This window comes from Natrinema longum (assembly GCF_017352095.1).
GTDB classification, from domain to species: Archaea; Halobacteriota; Halobacteria; order Halobacteriales; family Natrialbaceae; genus Natrinema; species Natrinema longum.
Window position 1 is genome coordinate 2,791,076 of sequence record NZ_CP071463.1, and the last position, 19,591, is coordinate 2,810,666.

Genomic DNA, 19,591 nt, shown 5'->3' on the forward strand with positions numbered 1-19,591 from the left:
ACGAGCGGCGAGAAGAACGGCACCGTTCGAGGGAGGCTATCGCGAAATCGCTTCGTCCTGCTCGTTGACGACGGTCTCGACCTCGTCGGCCGTGACGAGCGCGACGTCGCCGGGGATCGTTCGCTTGAGCGACGCGGTCGCGGCGGCGTACTCGAGGGCGGTCGGGACGTCGTCGCCGGCGAGCCGGCGGGCGATGAACGCGCCGGTGAAGGCGTCGCCGGTGCCGATCGGATCGACGGTGTCGGTCTCGTAGGCGTCGTGGTCGTGGACGACGCTGTCGTGCCAGCCGACCGCACCCTCGGAGCCGCGGGTCACGACGACCGTCGTGAAGTCGTACTGGGAGCCGAGTTTGTGTGCGAGCTGTCTGGGATCGCCCTCGAACCCGAGGACCATCCGCGCGTCGCGAGCGGCGATCACGAGCACGTCGATTCCCGGGAACAGCTTCGTCAGGGTCTCCCTGGCCTCGTCGGGCGACCAGAGCTTGCGCCGGTAGTTGAAGTCGAAGGCGGTCGTCGTCCCGCCCTTTCGGGCCGCTTTGAGCAGGTTGAGCGTCGTATCCCGAAGCGTCGTGGAGAGGGCAGGCGTGATACCGGTCGTAAAGAAGACCTTCGCGTCCTGAATCCGGTCGATGTCGAATTCGCGGGCCTCGGCCGTCGAGATCGCGGTGTTCTCCCGATCGTAGATCACGTTCGTCCCGCGGGGTTTGCCCGCTTGCTCGAGGTAGTAGGTCCCCTGGCGGCCGCGGTGGCTCCAGACGACGTCCGTCTCGATACCGTGGCTCCGGAGTTCGCCGGTGACGCGCCGCCCGAGGGCGGTCTCCGGGACTTTCGAGATCCAGGTCGCGGACGAACCCAGTCGACTCGCCGCGATGGCGACGTTGCTCTCCGCTCCGGCGGCACGCACCTCGAACTCGGCTGCGTTCTCGAGGCGTTCGTGGTCGGGTGGCGACAGCCGGAGCATCGTCTCACCGAACGTGACGATGTCGGTCTGGCTCACGGCTCGGCCCTCCAGATCGATCGGCAGTGAACGGGGATTCCTCCGTCGGCCATAGCTGAGCTAACGGTCGTCTCTGGTATAAGTTATGGCGGTTTTGACATCCGCCCACCCCTGAGGGGTGGACTTTCGCTCACTATCTGTCACCGGCAGAGACGGCTCGAGCGGCCGCCACGAACGGACTCGGATCGATCACCCGAGTCGGTCCAGTGGCGACACGACGGAGACGACCGCCGTCTCGCCGTCCCGCTCGAGCCCCACCTCCACACCGAACGCCTCGAGCAGCTCACACCGCGTTTCGACGTGATCCGTCACGGCTGGCACGCGAACCCGGCCGCCCGCGAGTGCGAGAAAGACGAGGAGCTGATCGGCCATGTGCCGGTCGACCGGAGCCACGCCCTCGAGAAAGCGGGTCGTCGCATCTGCGGCGTCTTCGCCGACGCGCTCGGCCGGCTTCCCGCGCTCGCCGAGGGCCGTGAAGCCGGCGACCCCGGTTCCGTGATCGACCCGGAGAACCATGGCGGAGCCGGGCGAGGGACTCGCTGCGGTCGTCTCGCAGCGCTCGGTCGGTTCGAGCCCCGGCTCGCGATTCAGGCGCTCGAGTGCCCCGTCCGCCTGCCGAGACGCGACATCGCGATCCGCCAGCGACGCCGATTCGGTCGAGTAGAGGCGGAGCCCCTCGAGGGACCCCCGCTTGACGAGGTCGATCGACTCGAGGCGCGAGGGGGCGAGTCGAAGCGTCACCGTCCCGCCGCCGTCGGGATAGAACCCGCGTCGATCGACCTCGCAGGCGGCCTGGATACCGAAGCGACGGAGCAGCGGGAGGGTCACGTATCGCAGGTAATCCAGCGGCGGCGACCACGCCACGTCCGTCCCGCCAGTGACGGTGACCGACAGCGGGGATTCGAGGACCGTCGCCAGCGGGAGTACGGCGTTGCAAAGCAGCGTCACGCTGCCGGCGGTCCCGATGTCGACGGCGTACTCCCCGCCCTCGAGTCGGCTGCGGGCCGGTTCCTCGCTCCCGTGTCCGGTCCCGTCGAGTCCGGGATCGAACGCGATCGTCTCCCGCCCGAGTTCGGCCCCCGACACGTCGGCGTCAGCGATCGCCGCCATCGTCTCGAGGACTGCCAGGTGCTGGTGGCCCAGGCCCGGCGTCGGCCGATCGCCGCGGACGCCCTCCAGGCGGACCGGTTCGTTCGCGAGGACCGATAGCGCGAGCGCGGTCCGAAGGAACTGGCCGCCGGCGCTCGAGCCGTCGAGTTCGCGTGGGGTCATGGATTCGACTGCGGACTCGAGGCACCTACCGGTGGCGGCTTCGATCCGGCTCGAGGGCGTCGGTTCGGTCGAGCGGGGAACCGTTCGGGACGAGCGTTCGAGCGGCGAGTGCGTGGGGTGCAGCCGGAACGGGACGCCCTGCCATCGTGGCACCAGTGAGTAGCCACACCCTCCCCAGCCGACTCGTTCGCTCGCGACACTCGCTCACTCGTCCCTCGCACGATATGGACGGCCGTCCTCGCTGTACTCACGGTTCCCTCCGGTCACCGCTCGGTTTCGAGGCGCTCGCTTCGCTCGCCCCTCGCTACCGCTCGGCCGGCCGACGGCGCGCGCCACCGCAGGAGAGTCCGGTCGGGGGTGCCGTCCGGGGACCGGACGACCCGGCCGGGGACGGTGTGACGGCCACGGGTCGTCGACTCCCACTACCGTTTCCGGTTTGTGAACTTTTTCCATGCTCCGCGGGAGAGGTGTAGCCCGATGCGACTCTGGCACGATCCCCTCCGGCGTCGGTGGCTCCTGTGGGCGATACTGAGCGTTCTCTTCCTGCTGGTCAACGTCAGCCGGCTCTCGACGGCGGTCCTCTCGGAGGATCTGATGGCCGCGTTCGGCACGACCGGGGCGCAACTGGGCACGCTCCACGCCGTCTTCTTCTGGGTCTACGCGGCGATGCAGATCCCGTCCGGTCTGCTGGCCGACCGGATCGGCCCCCGGCTGACGGCCACCGCCGGGGCCGTCGTGATGAACGTCGGCGTCGTCTGGTTCTCGTTCGCCGAGGGCTACCTCGAGGCGACGCTGGCCCGCGGGCTGATCGGCCTCGGCGGAAGCGTGATCTTCGTCTGCGTCCTCCGGTTCTGCGCGAACTGGTATCGGACCGACGAGTTCGCGACGATGAGCGGCGCGACCTTCGCCGTCGCCGGCTTCGGCGGCGTCTTCGCGACGACGCCGCTCGCGCTGGCGGTCGGCCGGTTCGGCTGGCGATCGACGGTCGCCGGACTCGGTGTCCTGGGACTCGCGATGACCGTCGCCGCCTTCGCCCTCGTCCGGAACTCCCCGAGCGCCGCCGGCTTCGAGCCGCTCGAGGGCGTCCCCGGACAGGAGGTCCTGACGAACGCCCAGCTCAAATCCTCTCTCGCCGCCGTCCTCCGGGACCGCTGGCTCTGGGTCGTCAGCGTCATGCTGTTCTGTTCGACCGGCGTGAACATCACGCTCTTCGGGCTCTGGGGCGTCCCCTACGTCGTCCAGACCTACGACGTGACGGTGACTCGGGCCTCCACGCTGACCCTGCTGGGCGGGCTCGGGCTGATGGTCGGCCCGCCCGCCGTCGGCTGGCTGGCCGACCGCCTCGAGCGTCGACTCGAGTTGATGGTCGTCGGCGGGATCTGTTACACCGCCTGTCTCGCCCTGATCGCGGTCGTCGGAAATCCGCCGCTGCCGGTCGTCGGTGCGGTGTTTCTGGTGAGCGGCATCAGCCTCGGCGCGTTCGTGCTGGGGTACTCGGTCGTCCAGGAACGCCACCCCAGCAGCGCGAGCGGGGTTTCGACGGGGGCGGCGAACGCCGCGGCCTTCACCGGCGCGGCGATCTTCCCGACCCTGATGGGGCAGGCGCTCGACGCCTACTGGACCGGCGACCTCGTCGGCGGCGTCCGCGTCTACACCGAGACCGGCTACCGGATCGCGTTCGGAATCGCCACCGTCGCCGGCGCGATCGCCTTCTGTTGTACCGTCTGGCTGTACAGACACCGCCACCGAACGACCGCCGAGGCCGACGATCCGGCCCTCGAGGGAGCGAGCGGCGAGTGAGGAGCAGACGGGAGCAATCGTGAGGCCTAGCCGCCGTGGCCAGGGTAGTCGCGCTCGAACCGATCTTCGATTTCGCTCTCGTCGAACTGGACGATCACCGGCCGGCCGTGTGGACAGGAATAGGGGTTCTCACAGTCGTCTAGCGCCGCCAGCAGGTCGACGACCGACCCCTCGGTCAGCGACGTGTTGCCGGTGATCGACGGATAACACGCGAGGTCGCCGAGGAACTCGTCGGCCAGCGCGTCGACCGTCTCGGCCCCCGCCTCGCGGTCGCCGGCGACGAACGAGGCCAGCACGTCCCGCAGCCGGTCGGGTTCGAGGGTCGCCTCGAGCACCGCGGGGACGGTCGTCACCGCGACGGTGCGGTCGTCGATCCGGTCGGCGTAGAACCCCAGTCGCGAGAGCGCCTCGCTGTACTGTTCGAACGCTTCGGCTTCGGCCGCCGTCAACTCGAGTTCGACGGGCGCTGCGAGCGCCTGCGCGCTCGGATCGTCCGCGAAGGCATCCTGCAGACGCTCGTAGTTGACCCGCTCGTCGGCGGCGTGCTGGTCGATCAGGACGAGCCCGTCGGGCGTCTCACAGACCAGATAGGTGTCGCGGAGCTGGCCCAGCACCCGAAGCGAGGGCAGCGACTCGAACTCGGATCGCTCGCCCGTCGCGGCCTCGCCGGTCAGCGTCCGCTGTTCGGTGGCCGCGTCGAACTTGCGTCCGGGGTCGAGATCGCAATTCGGCTCCGCCGTCGAGTCGTGGTCCCGACCCGATGCCGGTGGAGCCGAGCCCGTCCCCGGCGAATCGGCCGCGGAACGGCGACTCGTCTCGGAGCCCGTCGCTGCATTCGGTTCCGTCGCGGTCGCCGATTCCTCGTTCCGGCTACTCGAGGCGGGGCGTTGATCCGCGGATCGATCGGCGACGGCGGCGTCCGAACTGCTCGGATCGGGTTCCGCCTCCTCGCTCGAGTCGCCGTTCCCACCCCCGCTCGCGGGGTCGGTTGTCGGCGGTTCGGCGTCCGCTCCGGCGGTCGACGCCGAGGTCTCCGATCCGGCCTCGCGGTCGCCGTCGGCCGATCCGTCGGCGGGCGAGGGTGTGTCGGCGCTGCGCTCGAGCGTGGTCGGCTCCGAGGCGGGCGAATCGGCCCCGCGAGTTCCGGGTTCGATTCGCGCCTCGCCCGGTGCCGACCGACCGCGGGGGGCGCGAGACCGGAGGAGGCCGTGCTCGAGCAGGGCGCTCTCGACCGCGGCGTCGACCTGCCGGCGGACCGCGTCGTCGTCGTCGAAGCGGACCTCCCGCTTGCGCGGGTGGACGTTCACGTCGACCGCGTCGCCGGGGACCTCGAGGAAGAGCGTCACGAAGGGGTAGCGGTCGCCGCCCAGTTGCGTCCCGTAGGCCCCCATGATCCCCTCGCGGACGGCGTCGGCCGTGACGGCACGGCCGTTGACGTAGGTCGCGAGGTAGTCCCGACTCGAGCGGTTCGTCTCCGGGTGGGAAACGAGGCCGGAGACGGACTCGAGCGGTCCCGGCGGGAGGTCGTCGCCGTCGGCGTCGACGGGGATCATCGCCGAGGCGACCTCGCGGCCGTAGACTGCCAGGACGGCGGCCTGGAGGTCGCCCTGGCCCGTCGTCGAAAACACCTCGCGGCCGTCGTGGGTCAGCGTGACCGCCACGTCCGGGTTCGCGAGCGCGTAGCGCGTGACGACGCGATTGACGTGGGAGAACTCCGTCGCGGTCGTCTTGAGGAACTTCCGGCGAGCGGGGGTGTTGTAGAACAACTCCTCGATCTCGACCGTCGTCCCCTCGGGACAGCCCGTCGGCTCGACGCTGGTCACGTCGCCGCCCTCGTAGACGAGTTCCGTCCCCGCGCCCTCGCTCTCGCGGGGTCGCGAGCGGATGGTCAGCCGCGAGACCGAGCCGATGGTGTGCAGCGCCTCGCCGCGGAAGCCAAGCGTCGCGACGCCCGACTCGAGGTCCTCGAGCCCCTCGATCTTGCTGGTCGTGTGTTCCCGGACCGCCGCCCGGAGGTCGGCCTCGCTCATCCCGCGGCCGTCGTCGGCGACTCGGATCAGTTCGGTGCCGCCCGCTTCGACGGTGACGTCGACGCTGTCGGCGTCGGCATCGAGGCTGTTCTCGACGAGTTCCTTCACCGCGCTGGCGGGCCGCTCGACGACCTCGCCGGCGGCGATGCGGGCGACGGTGGCCTCGTCTAACTGGTGGATATCGGTGTCGTGCTGGGATGGGGTACTCTCGTCGCTCATAGTGGAGATGGCGTCGGTAACGCGGTGGGTCCGACGCGCCGAACGTGGTGCCTACTCGTACAGAAGGCGAGTGGTTAGGTCTTACGTCCGGTCCGACTCGAGTCGTCGTCGGACGGACGCCTATCAGTCGGTGCAACCGCGACTCGTCTCGTGGTTGCACCGGTCAATCGGGACGGGACCCGTCTCAATCCTGCAGTCCCAGATCCTGTGACATCGAGTTCCCGGCGCGGGGGACGCCTTTCACCGTCACGGTCTCGCCGTTCATGAAGGAGGCGGCGGGGCTGGCGAGGAACTGTGCGACGTCGGCGATCTCCTCGCCGTGGCCGATGCGGCGATCGGTCTCCTCGCGGGGCGGCATGTCCTCGCTGTCGATGCCGAGCGTCTCGGCGACGCCGGGGGTCTGGATCAGGCCCGGCGCGATGCAGTTGACGCGGATGCCGTCTTCGGCCCATTCCGTGGCGAGCGTCTCGGTCAGGCGGATGATCGCGGCCTTGGACGCGCCGTAGTGGCTCTCGCCGGGCGCGGCGTGTTGTCCGTTGACCGACGAGAGGTTGATGATGACCCCACCGTCGCCCTCGCGCATGACCTCGCCGGCGAGTTGCGTACAGTGGACGGTGCTGTTGAGGTTGAGGTCGACGATGGTCTTCCAGCCGTTCGCGGAGATGTCCTCGAAGGGCGCGACGAACTCCCCGCCGGCGTTGTTCACGAGGATGTCGACGTCGCCGAACTCCTCGACCGTCTCGTCGACGAGGGTCCGGACCTGCTCGCGCTCGCGGACGTTGCACTCGACGGCGAGCGCGTCGCCAGCGTCCGCGGCCTCGTTGATCCCCTCGGCGACCGGTCCCACGCGATCCATCGATCGCGAGCAGATCGCGACGTTCGCCCCGCTTGCCGCGAGTGTTTCCGCGATCGATTGGCCGATCCCCTGGCTCGCACCGGTGACGATGGCGGTCTTCCCTGCCACGTCGAACGTTGCTTCGTGCATCGTGCTAACTGGCCCCCTACCGACCCATAGTTGTATCGATCAAACACGTCCGCCATCGGCCGATCACGCGGACCGATCGAGCAACCGGGCGCGGTTCGAGACCGAACCACTGACTCACACTGCGTCGCTCCGTCGCGGTTCGGTGGCTCGAGGACCGTCCGACGGTCCCGGTTAGTCACTGGCGTCGGCGCGCGGTACGTCGAGGCAGATCGTCGTTCCGTTCGAACCGGTCTCCTCGACGGTGATCGTGCCCCGTGAGAGCGTCGCGATCCAGTACACGAGCCAGAGCCCCATTCCGAGGCCGTGGTAGAGGGGTTCGACGGCCTGATCGCCGGTGAGAATCCGTGCTTCCTCCTCGGGAAGGCCGGGGCCGTCGTCGGTGATTCGTATCCGGACGGTCTCGGGCCGACGGTCGACGCGAAGCACGACGGCCGGTTGCGATCGCTCGCCGTGGGCGAGTCCGTTCTCGACGAGTTCCCGAATCGCCGTTTCGAGGGCCGGGATCGCCGAGACGGTCACTGCGGACGCTCCCTCGAGCGTGATCTCGGCGTCGGGATACTCCGTCGCGACGGTTCGAATCACTCGGCGGCACAGCGGCTCGATCTCGATCGGGCCCGGGGACGGACGGTCGCTCAAGAGGCGAACGATCGATCGATGCTTGTCCGTGATTCCCAGCAAGTGGTCCGTCTCCTCGATGATCGTTTCCGCGGCGGTCTCGGCGTCGGTCGCTCCCTCGAGGAGTTGTTCGGCAGTACCCCGGACGATGTTCAGTTGATTGGAGAGGTTGTGACGCAAGACCCGGTGCAACACTCGGAGTTGCCGGGTCGCTTCCTTGCGGTCGGTGACGTCCTGCTGGAAGCCGACGTAGTTCATCACGTCGCCGTCGTCGTTCGCAACCGGGGCGATGGTAACCCGGTTCCAGAATTCGCTCCCGTCCTTGCGGTAGTTGCGGAGTTCGACCGTACACGGCCGTTCGGCGTCGATGGCCGCCCGCATCTCCGCGAGCGGTTCGGGGTCGGTTCGAGGCCCCTGCAGGAACCGGCAGTTCCGCCCGAGAGCGTCTTCACGCGCGTATCCGGTGAGCCGTTCGAACTGCTCGTTCGCGTAAATGAGTGGATTGTCGTCGTCGGGCGCACTGAGGGTGATCCCGATCGGGGCCTCGTCGATCGCTCGGTTCTTCAACTCGAGTTCCCGTCGCCGTTCGGCGCGGCGGTGGTTCCGAAGGGCGCGATGCACGACGTCTGCCACGTCACCGGCGAACCGGATTTCGGCGTCGCTCCACTCGCGAGTCCGTCCGACCTGCTCGTGACAGACCATGCCGATCACGTCGCCGTCGGCCCGGACCGTCGCGTCCAGCAGCGAGTCGATCCCCGCTGGCTCGAGATACGCCGCCGTCAGTTCGCGCGTTCGCGGATCCGACCGGGCGTCGACGGCACTGATCGACCGATGCGTTCGGAGCGCCTCGAAGTACGCGGGGTAGTCGGACGCGGTTAGTTCGGTCCCAGCAGTGTGCTCGTCCGTGCGTCCGTCGTACCGATCGACACAGCGGACGTGATCGCCGTCGAAGAGCCAGATACTGGCGCGCGTGCAGTCGACGGTTCGGACGGCCGTTTCCGTAATCGAGCGTACTGCATCGTCGAAGTCCCCGTCGACGACAGTCTCCTCTCGCATGAGCTCGAGGACCGCCTCGTGGTGGCCGCGGTCTCGCTGCCGGTCGCCGCCCTCGTTCTCGACTGTCATCGAGTCATACCATGTTTCGTATCGGATCGAAAGAAACTTCGGGTCGGTCCGGATCGGGTTTCGCGTCCCCGAGCGCGACGCCCCGAGGGGCGCTACTCCTCGAGTCGGTCCTGTAGCTTCTGGACCTTCGAGACGAGTTCGATTGGTGGCGTCGCGTTGACGTCGATCGACTCGAACTCCTCGAGGACCGCCTCGGTGTCGGGATCGATCGGCTGCCCTTCGGGTCCGGCCTCCGTGGGACCGCCGTCGGTCGATGCCGCCTGCCTCTGTGACTGCTCCTCGGCTCGTCCCTGGGTCTGCATCGTCCCGCTCCCCAGATCGAAGACCGCCTGAACGGGCTCGCTCGAGCCCCCGCCCTTTGCCTCGATGGCCTTCTCCTCGCGCAGACGCTCTAAGACGTCCCGCGAGCGGTCGACGACGGGGTCCGGAACGCCGGCGAGGTCGGCCACGTGGATCCCGTAACTTCGATCCGTCGGCCCATCCCGGACGGTACGGAGGAACGTCACCTCGCCGTCCCGCTCGTCGGCCGCGATGTGGACGTTGGCGACGCGCGGGAGCGTCTCGGCGAGCCCCGTCAACTCGTGGTAGTGTGTCGCGAAGAGCGTTTTCGCCTGGACCTCGTTGTGAAGGTACTCGGTCGCCGCCCACGCGATCGAGATCCCGTCGTACGTCGCAGTTCCGCGGCCGACCTCGTCCAAGATGACCAGCGACTCCTCGGTCGCGGTGTGGAGGATGTTCGAGAGTTCGCTCATCTCGACCATGAACGTCGACCGTCCCTGTGCGAGTTCGTCCAGCGCGCCGACCCGCGTGAAGATGCCGTCGACGAGGGAGATCTCGGCCGCCTCCGCCGGGACGAAGCTCCCGATCTGGGCGAGCAACACGATGCAGGCGACCTGTCGCATGTACGTCGACTTCCCGGACATGTTGGGGCCAGTGACGACCAGAAAGCCCCGATCCTCGTCCAGTCGCACGTCGTTGGGGACGAACTCCGTCGTCTGCTCGACGACCGGATGCCGACCCTGCTCGATCTCGAGTCGGTCGTCACGATGCAGGTCGGGCTGAACCCAGCGGTTTTCGGCCGCGTGGGTCGCCAGACTGGCCAGTGCGTCGACCGTCGCCAGCGCCCGCCCGACGTCCTGGAGCAGTTCGGCCCGCGCGGCGACCGCCTCGCGAAGCTCCGCGAAGAGTTCGTACTCGAGTTCGCCGCGGCGTTCCTCGAGCCGGAGGATCTCGCGTTCTTTCTCCTCGAGTTCGTCGGTGGTAAACCGCTTGGAGTTTTTGAGCGTCTTGATCTCCTCGTAGTGGTCGGGAACGCCGTCGGCGGCGGACTTGCCGACCTGGATGTAGTACCCGTCAGTTTTGTTCCGGTCGACGGTGACGTGGGAGAGCCCGTACTGCGCTTTCTCGCGCTCGGCGAGGCTCCCGAGCCACCCTTTGACTTCCTCGTGACGGTCGATCACCTCGTCGAGGTCGTCGTCGTAGCCATATTGGAGGAGTTCCCCCTGGGTCACCGTCGACGGCGGCTCGTCGGCGATCGCCTCCGCGAGGGTCTCCCGCAACTCCGCTGCGAGATCCCGATCCGGCCGGTCGACGATCTCCGAGAGGGGTGAGTCGGCAAGTTCCGGGTTCGACGCGACGATATCGGCCACCGCGGGCAGGACCGCCAGCGTCTCCTGGACGGCGAGCAGGTCCCGCGCGTCCGCGCTGCCGTGGGTCGCCTTCGAGGCGAGCCGCGCGAGGTCGTATGCCTCGCCGAGCGTGTCCTGTATCTCGTCGCGGGCGAGCGCTGCCGTCGAGAGCGCGGCGACGCTCTCCTGACGGTCCTCGAGGCGCTCGAGCGAGCGCCGCGGACGCTGGAGCCACTCCTTCAGTAGGCGGCCGCCGGCGCTGGTTTCGGTGTGATCGATCGTCGCGAACAACGATCCCTCGCGCTCGCCCTGCATGGTCTCGGTGAGTTCGAGGTTACGCTGGGTGGTCGCGTCCAGCGTGACGTGGTCGTCGCCGTGATGGGCCTGAATCCGGGTCATCGAGGCGAGCACGCCCGCACCGGTCTCGTCGACGTAGGAGAGGATCGCGCCGGCCGCTGCGACGGTCGGGGAGCCGACCGTTAGCCGGTCGACGGTCTCGGTACCGAACTGCTCGCGAACGGCGTGGTCGGCGCGCTTGGGCGCGAACGATTCGGTGTCGTGGAGCGTCAGCGCCGCGTCGACCCGCTCGCGGATCGTCCCCAGCAGTTCGTCGTCGGTTCGGACGTCCGGTCCCGGCAGGATTTCGACCGGATCGAACCGGTACAGTTCCGTCAGCGCGTCGTCGGCGTCCGTCGCGTCCGCGACGAGGAACCGCCCGGTCGTCACGTCGGCGAACGCGAGCCCGTACGCGTCCTCGGTCCCGCTCGAGCCGCCGTCGACGATCGCCGCGAGGTACTGGGCGTCGGCGTCGGTCGTCTCGAGTAGGGTGCCCGGCGTCACGACGCGGACGATCTCCCGTGCGTGCCCGGAATCGGTCTCATACTGGTCGGCGACGGCGACGCGATAGCCGCGCTCGACTAAGGCCTTGAGGTAGGGAGTCAGATCGTCGAGTGGCACGCCGGCCATGGGGTAGGACGAGCCGTGCGAGGACTTCTGGGAGACTTTGAGATCGAGTTCCTCACTGACTCGTTCGGCATCGTCGCCGAAGAACTCGTAGAAATCGCCACACTGCATCGCCAATAAGTCGGCGTCGGTTCCCTCTTTCAGGGAGAAGTACTCTCCGACGATACCCGTCGCCTCGGTCATAGTCGGAGACTCTGCTTCCACTCCAAAAACCCTGCGGGATCCGCGGTGAAAGTGGTCGGTCGGCGACCGGCGACCCCATCAGGTTCAGTTCCCGGTACGCCCGAATGGGAGTCCCGGTCAGTACAACAGCGCGCCGAGGGGCACGTCTTCGTCCGGCGACACTAACACCGGATACCCTTCCTCGCTGGGAACGCCGACGGTCAGCGCTTCGGATTTGAAGCCGGCGATCCGCACCGAGCCGAGGTTCGTCGCACACAGCACCTGGCGACCGACGAGATCGTCGGCGTCGTAGTGGTAGTCGAGCTGGGCGGCGGACCGAATCTCCTCGTCGCCGAGGTCGATCCACAGTTTGGTCATCTCGGGCTTCTCCGCTTCGGGGAACGGTTCGGCGTCGATCACGTCGCCGACCTCGATCGTTACGTCGAACGGGCTCTCGACCATGTCCCGGGATATCCTGCCGACAACTACTATAGCTCCCGGTTCTCGAGACGAGGTCGCCGGCACGGGATCTATTATGCTCTCCGTGGTAGGGGGATGGAACCCGAACGATGTCAGCACAGCGAGATCACCGCGTCTTGGTTCCAGTCGACGTTCTCGAGGGCCAGAGCGTGCCGCGAACGATCGTCGACGCGTTCGCGTCGATTCCGGTCGTCTTGCTCGGCTATCGCGAGTTGCCCGACCAGACCGGGCCCGATCAGGCACGCGAACAGTACGGCGACCGCGTGCAGGCGGAACTCGCGGAACTCCGGACGGTGTTCGAAGACGCCGGCTGTGACGTCACGTCGCGATCGGCGTTCACCCACGACCGGCTGAAGACGTTCGAACGCGTCGCCGTCGACGAATCCTGTGACGCCGTCCTGGTGCTCAATCCGGCACCCGTCCTCGAGACGGTACTCGTCGCGATACGTAGCGACGTCAACGTCGAACACATCGCGGGGCTGCTCGGAACGATCCTCACCGACACGGCCCTCGAACTCATGCTGTTTCACGTCGTCTCGGACGAGACAGCGCGTGACGGGGGAGTCGAACTCCTCGAGGCGGCACGTTCGGAACTGGTCGCGGTAGGAGTCGATACGGGCCGAATCGACAGCAGGGTCGTCGTCGACGATTCGCCCACGGACGCCATTCTCGAGGCCGCGACCGAGCACGATCTCCTCGTCGCGGGTGAAAGCCGGCCGTCGATCCGTCGGTTCGTCTTTCGCGACCGGGCCGAACGGCTGGCCCGTCGGACGGTCGATCCGGTGCTCGTGATTCGCGGCGAGTATCTCGAATCGGACGAGGAGGACGCGGTCGACGACGGATAACGGACGAACCGTCGTCCCCCGTTCGATCGATCCGTCCGCGACCGGATTCGCCACGTTCTGTCTGACTCGCGGCGAACACGACGCGGAGTGAAGATACAAGACTTATTTACTGGAGTTGGATTGATAGACCGAGCAGGTGAAACGGAACCGAACGGTACTGCTGATCGGCCTACTGCTGGTCGCACTGAACTTCAGGCCGGCGATCACGTCGATACCGCCGGTGCTCGAGGCGATCCGCGCCGATCTGGGACTCAGTTACACTGCGGTGAGCCTGCTTACGACGGTTCCAACGCTTCTGATAGGGATCTTCGCGTTTTCCGCAGCACCCGTTTCCCGGCTGCTCGGGCGGGAACGTGCGATTCTGTGGGCGACCGTCCTCGTCGGTGTGGGGACGGCACTACGGGTCTGGGGGGCGACCGCGATCGTCCTGTTCGGGACCACCGTCTCGATCGGCATCGGGATCGCGATCAGCCAGACGCTCCTGCCGTCGATCGTCAACGATTACTTTCCCGAACGGGCAGCACTCGTGACCGGGCTCTACACCACGAGCCTGGGCATCGGTGCGGCCGTGGCAGCCGGCGGAACCGCCCCGCTGACTGGCGTTCTCGGATCGTGGCCCAGGGCACTCGCCGTCTGGGCGGTGTTGGCCGGTATCGCCGCCGCCGTCTGGGCACCGATCAGTCGGTCCGACGACGCCGGTTCGCGTGGGGCGCAGTCGACGCAGAAACGGCTTCCGTGGCGGCACACCGGGGCGTGGATCACGACGCTGTTTTTCAGCGCGCAGACACTTCTGTACTACTCTGAGCTGACGTGGCTCGCACCGCTGTACGTCGATCTGGGGTGGGGGACGGAACAAGCGGGGTTCGTCCTGACCCTGTTCGTGATCGCACAGCTGGGTGGCTCCCTCGGTATTCCGGCGCTGGCCGACCGCTGGACGGATCGCCGGCCGTGGCTCGTGCTGGCGGGCGTCCTGAACGCGATCGGTCTCGGGGGGTTCGTCTGGTTCCCGTTCGTGAGTCCGTGGGGATGGGGCATCCTCACCGGCATCGGGATGGGAGGGCTGTTCGCGCTCGGTCTGACGCTTCCGAGCGATTTGGCCCCGAACGCGGACGCCGCCGGCCGGCTCACCGCGATGATGATCGGCGTGGGCTACGTCGTCGGCGCGGTCGGCCCCGTTGCCATCGGCGGGGCGCGTGATTTACTCGGCAGTTACGGTCCGTCGTTCATCGTGCTCCTGGGACTCAACGTCGCGATGCTCGTCACGATGCTGTGGTTCCGGCCGAATCGGAGCGTCTCGTAGTCTGCCGCCTCGGCTCTAACGACTCGCGTCGTCAGGTTCCTCGGGGTTTCGGACGACGAGTACTGGCCCGACCGACTCGGCAGCGACGCGTTCGGCCTCCTCACCGAAGAGGAACGACCGGAGCGAGGGGGCTCGTTCGCCCATAACGACGGCGTCGTGGCCGGCCGCGGCGTCGATAAGCCCCTCGACGGGGGGTTCGTCGACGGCGAGTTCGGTCTCCACGTCGATGCCGTGCTCCGAGAGGAGCGTGGCCGCGGACTCGAGCGACTCCCGCCCGCCGGTCCCGTCGTCGGTCGCGAGAAAGAGCGTGATATCGATTCCGCGCTCGTCGACCAGTTCGGCGACGAACGCGCAGATCCGTTCGACGGCGACGGTGCCCGTCACTGTCACCAGAAGTCGCTCGATCGGCCCAGTCACACCCGTGATCGCGTAGGCGTCCGCTCCTGTCTCCGATGCGATTCGATCGATCGTTTGCTCCCGGTCGTGCGTGAACACGAGGCGGTGGTCGGCCCGCCCGCCGGCCGCCTCGAACTCCGCCACGAGATCGGTCAGCGCATCGGTCGCTTGCTCCTCGTACTGGAGTCGGGCCTGGTCCGGCGGCGTCTGCTCGGGCAGGACGTGATAGCCAAGCACGGTCACGTCCATCGGCTCGAGCAGCGTCGTCAGTCCAGCCGAAATCGATTCACCCTCGAGTATTGCCAGCGGAACGAGTACGTGTGTCATTAGAGGACCCCCTTCAGCGTCACGTCCCGGGCGTAGTAGGCGTGCCACCCGGCAGTGACGATCATGATACCGATACCGATGAACTGTGACGTGCGTTGCATGAATCCGATCAGGGCGAAACTGGCGAGCGCACCGAGTATCGGGACGGCCGGATAGCCGGGAACGCGGAAGTCGGGATCGTACCACTCCGGTTCGTCGCGGCGCACTGCGAGCAGCGCCACGCAGATCAGCCCGTACATGACGAGGTGCAGAAACGAGGCGACTTCCGCGAGCAGTTCCACGCGGCCGGTCGCGACCAACAAGAGTATTGGCCCACCGGCCATCCCGAGCGCGACGTGTGGCGTGCCATAGCGGAGATTGATGTGACTCGCGCGTCGCGGTAACAGGGCGTCCTTCGAGACGGCGTAGATGGCTCGAGACGTGCTGAGGACCGACGCGTTGGCACTCGACATCGTCGCGAGCAGTCCGCCGAAGACGATCGCGAACGCCCCGGCCGCGCCGAGATAGTGGCGGCCGACCTCGACCATCGCCGTCTCGCCGAATTCCGAGAGTTGCTCGCTCCCGAACGCACTCGTCGCGACGAAGACCGTCACGACGTAGAGAACGCCGACGATGACCACGGAGCCGACCATCGCCAGCGGCAGGTTTCGACCGGGATCTTTCATCTCCCCGGCGACGGTCGCCACCTGTGCGAACCCGAGATACGAGGTGAACACGAGCGCCGCGGTCGTCAGGATAGGGAGCGTCCCGAACGGTGCGAACTGCTCGGGGGCGGTCGATTCGCCGACGAGACCGACTGCATCGAGTCCGCCGTATCCGAGGAAAACCACGAGAATCGACAGCAACAACGCGACGATTCCGTTTTGGAGTTTCGCCGCGTTTTCCGTCCCCGTGACGTTCAAAACGGTAAAGCCCGCGCCGAACAACAGCGCCAGCGGAATGACGAGGCCGTCACCGACCGCGACGCCGAGTTCCGCGAGCGTATCGACGGCGTAGTAGCCGAAGCCGACGAGGTAAAACGCCGTCGCGAACACCAGTCCGAACCACAGCGACAGCCCGACGACGGTCCCGGCGAGCGTGCCCAGCCCGCGGGAGATATAGTAGTAGCCGCCCCCGCTTTTCGGCATCGCCGTCGCGAGTTCGGAGGTCGGCAACGCGACCAGAAGGGCGACGAGCGCGCCGACGGCGAACGACGCTGCCGCAGCGGGGCCGGCCTCCCCGGCTGCCAGCCCCGGAAAGACGAAGATGCCGGCCCCGATCATCGTCCCGATCCCGATCGCTAATCCACCGGAGAGCCCGAGCGTCCGCTCGAGTTCGGCATCGTCGGTAATCGTGGCTTCGTCGGTCTCGACTGTCGGCTCGACCTGTGGCGACTCCCCTTCGATGTTGGTTCCACCGGTCGACGACGTGTCGCCCATGATGACAATGATTCGTGCGGTCCATAAATCTCTACTGCTGGCTGCACGTCGCTGGGACCGCCGTCGGCATCGATCGACCTATATCGTCGATTCGATTCCGTTCGAGTCGTCATTGCCCCCGCTCACACACCGGTTCAGTTGATGCGATACCGCGGCCGATACCAGTACCAGTACGCCACGATCACGAGCAGGACGGCCAGTCCGCCGAGGAAGAAGAGCAGTCCCGGTGGGACGGTTTCGAGGACCGGTTCCGCCGCGTCCGTGGCCCCGTCGGTGGCGTTTTGCAGCGTCTCGTTGTCGGCCTCGAGCGCCGGATCTACCGACCCCGAATCCCCGGCCCCGGCGTCCCCGCCCCCGGCGTTTTCGGTGGAGCCGCCGTCTTGGTTCTCCACATCCGCGATACCGACGTCGTCTCCGCCGTCGGCCCCGCCGTCGGTCGTCTCGGCATCCATGCCGTCGTCGGCCGAATCCGCAGCCTGATCGTCCCGCGAGCGTTCGTCGGTCGACTCGGTGGTCGCTCCGTCCGATTGACCCCCGTTGCCGCCCGCTGCCGGCTGTTCGGTCCCGCCCGGTGTAGGGCTCGTGCCGGTTTGCCCGAGCCATCGGGTCACCCCGTACTGGACCAGCAAGCTCCCGCCCGCCAGTACACCGATACCGCCGACCAGGCGCGAGAGTGCCTCCTTCAGTTGTGTCGCCCGCGATTTGTCGCTGGTAACGATCAACGGCCCGTCGGTCGTCGCGTAGACGCTCATCTCGTTGCCACGCGAGGAGTACCAGGTGTCGACCACCTCGACGAGTCCGGCGTCCTCGAGCTTCTCGAGGTGGTAGCGGACGTTCTGGATCGAGGAGTCGATCGCGTCGGCGACGTCGCTGGGTGCGCCGGGTTCGTCGTCGAGATGCGAATAGATCTCCCGTGCCGTCGTCGAGGAGAGCGCGCCGAACACCGCGTCGGCGTCCTCGCCCTCGAGGTCGACGACGCGGGGCTGGCCCTCTTCGGGAGCCGTCTCGGAGCGAAAGGGGAACAAACGGGCCATACGGGTGTCGATTTCTAGTCGATGTCAGACGTACATACTCTTTTTCCTCGGTGAAAACGCGATTTTAGCTACGAAAAACCGCCACACGCCATCGGGATCCCGGACCGATGAATAAATCTCTTCGATATCTTGGATCGAATAGTAAGAGTTACCCATACCGGGACAAAGGGTCACACATGCGCCGGAACGAACTGGGACTCTGGCTCGTGATCGCGGTCGTCCTCGCGGGGCTCGCGATCCCGTGGTTCCTGTGGGGTTCGGCAGCCGTCGTCGCCGGGCTTCCGGTCTGGCTCTGGTGGCACGTCGGCTGGATGGTGCTGGCGTCGGCCGTCTTCTGGGTCTTCACACAGCGAGCATGGGGAATCGGCGTCGAAACCGACGGAGGGGGTCGGGGCTCACGGGGCAAGGGGCTGACCGATCCCGATCGCGCTCGAGACCGGCAACCCGGTGGTGATCCGCCGTGAGACCGGTCACGCTGCAGTTGGCTATCATCGTCGGCTACCTCGTGATCGCGCTCGCGGTCGGGCTGGTCGCCTACCGACTGACCGACCGCACGGCCGAGGACTTCTATCTGGCGAGCCGAACGCTCGGGACGGTCGTCTTGCTGTTTACGACCTTCGCGACGCTGCTGTCGGCGTTTACCTTCTTCGCGGGCCCGAACATCGCCTACGCGCAGGGTCCCGAGTGGATCCTCGTCATGGGGCTGATGGACGGCATCATCTTCGCGATACTCTGGTACGTCGTCGGCTACAAGCAGTGGCTGCTCGGCCAGCAATACGGCTACGTTACCCTCGGGGAGATGCTCGGCGACCGCTTTGGCTCGTGGTGGCTCCGCGGGCTCGTCGCCGTTGTCAGCCTCGTGTGGCTCTTTCCGTACGTCATGCTCCAGCAGGTCGGTGCCGGGACTGCCCTCGAGGCGCTCACCGAGGGCGCGGTTTCCTACGCCGCCGGGGCCGGCCTGATCACCGCGTTCATGATCCTCTACGTCGTGGTCGCGGGGATGCGCGGCATCGCTTGGACCGACACGCTCCAGGGTGCGTTCATGCTCGTCACCACCTGGGTCGCCCTGCTGTGGGTACTCGCGGCCGTCGGCGGCCCCGGCGCTGCGACCGAGGCGCTCGCGTCCAACCCCGACACCGGCGGCTTCCTCTCGCTGGGCAGCGACTACTACACGGTCCCGTGGATGCTTTCGACGGCGATCACGATCGGCTTCGGCGTCGCGATGTTCCCACAGGTCAACCAGCGCTTCTTCGCCGCGGGATCCAAAACGGTCCTCAAACAGTCCTTCGTTCTCTGGCCGATCCTCTGTGTCCTCCTCTTCGTCCCCTCGTTCATGCTGGGCGCGTGGGCCGCCGGCCTCGAGGTGGCGGTTCCGGAGGGTGCGAACGTCCTGCCGCTGGTCCTCGCCGAATTCACGCCGACCTGGTTCGCCGCGCTCGTCATCGCCGGCGCGATGGCTGCGATGATGTCTTCCTCCGACTCGATGCTGCTGTCGGGGTCGTCGTACTTCACGCGAGACCTCTTTCGACCGATCCTCGGGTTCTTTGGGGTGGTCGTCTCCGAACGCTCGGAGGATCTGATCGCCCGCGTGGGTGTCGTCCTCTTTGCCACCGCTGCGTTCGTCGTCAGTCTGTTCCAGCCCGCGACGCTGTTCGAAATCGGCAACGCGGCCTTCAGCGGCTTCGCCCAACTCGCACTGCCGATCATCCTCGCCCTCTACTGGCGCGGAACCACGCGAGCGGGCATCACTGCCGGAGTGGTAGCGAGCCAGCTCTTCTACATCCTGAGTCTCTTCCTCGCTGTCGTTCCGAACTCCTACGCCGGCTGGTCGGCCGGCATCGTCGGCATGGGACTCGGACTCGTCGTCACCGTCGTCGTGTCGCTCGTCACGTCGCCGGCGGCCGCCGAACGGCGCGCGATCTACTTCGACCGACTGGGCGCGGACTGATGCGGGTTGCCGTACCGACCGACCGGCGCACCCGCAGGACGGGTCGCG

At 67.3% G+C, this 19,591-nt stretch carries 15 protein-coding genes; 5 read left to right on the forward strand and 10 right to left on the reverse strand.

Features of this window, described 5'->3' with window-relative positions:
- Positions 1-36: 36 nt before the first annotated feature.
- Entirely contained in the window at positions 37-996 is a 960-nt protein-coding gene (kdgK1, locus tag J0X27_RS13790; RefSeq protein ID WP_207269745.1) for a bifunctional 2-dehydro-3-deoxygluconokinase/2-dehydro-3-deoxygalactonokinase, read from the reverse strand.
- A 189-nt stretch (positions 997-1,185) separates the two neighbouring features.
- Positions 1,186-2,268 carry an RNA 3'-terminal phosphate cyclase gene (gene rtcA / locus J0X27_RS13795; RefSeq protein ID WP_207269746.1) on the reverse strand — a complete coding sequence of 361 codons (1,083 nt, stop codon included), beginning with the start codon at positions 2,266-2,268 and terminating at the stop codon, positions 1,186-1,188.
- Positions 2,269-2,745: 477 nt separating this feature from the next.
- Between rtcA and J0X27_RS13800 the strand changes: the two genes are divergently transcribed.
- A complete protein-coding gene (locus tag J0X27_RS13800) occupies positions 2,746-4,068 on the forward strand; it encodes an MFS transporter (protein ID WP_207269747.1) in 1,323 nt (440 codons plus the stop codon).
- A 26-nt stretch (positions 4,069-4,094) separates the two neighbouring features.
- Here J0X27_RS13800 and mutL read toward each other — a convergent pair whose 3' ends face one another.
- From mutL to J0X27_RS13825, 5 genes are all read right to left on the reverse strand, one after another.
- Positions 4,095-6,317 carry a DNA mismatch repair endonuclease MutL gene (gene mutL / locus J0X27_RS13805; RefSeq protein WP_207269748.1) on the reverse strand — a complete coding sequence of 741 codons (2,223 nt, stop codon included), beginning with the start codon at positions 6,315-6,317 and terminating at the stop codon, positions 4,095-4,097.
- Between the two features lie 184 nt (positions 6,318-6,501).
- Positions 6,502-7,302 (reverse strand): SDR family NAD(P)-dependent oxidoreductase, encoded by an 801-nt coding sequence (locus J0X27_RS13810; protein ID WP_207269749.1) that lies wholly within the window; start codon positions 7,300-7,302, stop codon positions 6,502-6,504.
- 171 nt (positions 7,303-7,473) lie between these two features.
- Positions 7,474-9,042, reverse strand: a complete 1,569-nt coding sequence (locus tag J0X27_RS13815) for a PAS domain-containing protein (protein ID WP_207269750.1) — start codon at positions 9,040-9,042, stop codon at positions 7,474-7,476.
- A 92-nt stretch (positions 9,043-9,134) separates the two neighbouring features.
- Positions 9,135-11,816, reverse strand: a complete 2,682-nt coding sequence (gene mutS / locus J0X27_RS13820) for a DNA mismatch repair protein MutS (protein WP_207269751.1) — start codon at positions 11,814-11,816, stop codon at positions 9,135-9,137.
- A gap of 117 nt (positions 11,817-11,933) precedes the next feature.
- On the reverse strand, positions 11,934-12,257 hold the full coding sequence (locus J0X27_RS13825; RefSeq protein WP_207269752.1) for a tRNA-binding protein: 324 nt from the start codon (positions 12,255-12,257) through the stop codon (positions 11,934-11,936).
- A 107-nt stretch (positions 12,258-12,364) separates the two neighbouring features.
- On the opposite strand from J0X27_RS13825, the gene J0X27_RS13830 reads away from it, so the two are divergent.
- Together J0X27_RS13830 and J0X27_RS13835 are read left to right on the forward strand one after the other, a co-directional pair.
- Entirely contained in the window at positions 12,365-13,120 is a 756-nt protein-coding gene (locus J0X27_RS13830) for a universal stress protein (protein WP_207269753.1), read from the forward strand.
- Positions 13,121-13,256: 136 nt separating this feature from the next.
- On the forward strand, positions 13,257-14,420 hold the full coding sequence (locus tag J0X27_RS13835) for an MFS transporter (protein WP_207269754.1): 1,164 nt from the start codon (positions 13,257-13,259) through the stop codon (positions 14,418-14,420).
- 15 nt (positions 14,421-14,435) lie between these two features.
- On the opposite strand, the gene J0X27_RS13840 is transcribed toward J0X27_RS13835, so the two are convergent.
- The 3 genes from J0X27_RS13840 to J0X27_RS13850 form a co-directional block, all read right to left on the reverse strand.
- Positions 14,436-15,143 carry a universal stress protein gene (locus J0X27_RS13840; RefSeq protein WP_207269755.1) on the reverse strand — a complete coding sequence of 236 codons (708 nt, stop codon included), beginning with the start codon at positions 15,141-15,143 and terminating at the stop codon, positions 14,436-14,438.
- Positions 15,143-16,561, reverse strand: coding sequence for an APC family permease (locus J0X27_RS13845; RefSeq protein WP_207269756.1), 1,419 nt, complete (start codon positions 16,559-16,561; stop codon positions 15,143-15,145). The genes J0X27_RS13840 and J0X27_RS13845 overlap by 1 nt, the downstream gene beginning before the upstream one ends.
- Before the next feature lie 134 nt (positions 16,562-16,695).
- Entirely contained in the window at positions 16,696-17,595 is a 900-nt protein-coding gene (locus J0X27_RS13850) for an ArsR/SmtB family transcription factor (RefSeq protein WP_207269757.1), read from the reverse strand.
- Between the two features lie 176 nt (positions 17,596-17,771).
- Between J0X27_RS13850 and J0X27_RS13855 the strand changes: the two genes are divergently transcribed.
- Both J0X27_RS13855 and J0X27_RS13860 read left to right on the forward strand, forming a co-directional pair.
- Positions 17,772-18,059 (forward strand): DUF3311 domain-containing protein, encoded by a 288-nt coding sequence (locus J0X27_RS13855; protein WP_207269758.1) that lies wholly within the window; start codon positions 17,772-17,774, stop codon positions 18,057-18,059.
- Positions 18,056-19,543: a sodium:solute symporter family protein gene (locus J0X27_RS13860; RefSeq protein WP_207269759.1), complete on the forward strand. Its 1,488-nt coding sequence runs from the start codon at positions 18,056-18,058 to the stop codon at positions 19,541-19,543. Before J0X27_RS13855 ends, J0X27_RS13860 begins: the two co-directional genes overlap by 4 nt.
- Positions 19,544-19,591 lie beyond the last annotated feature (48 nt).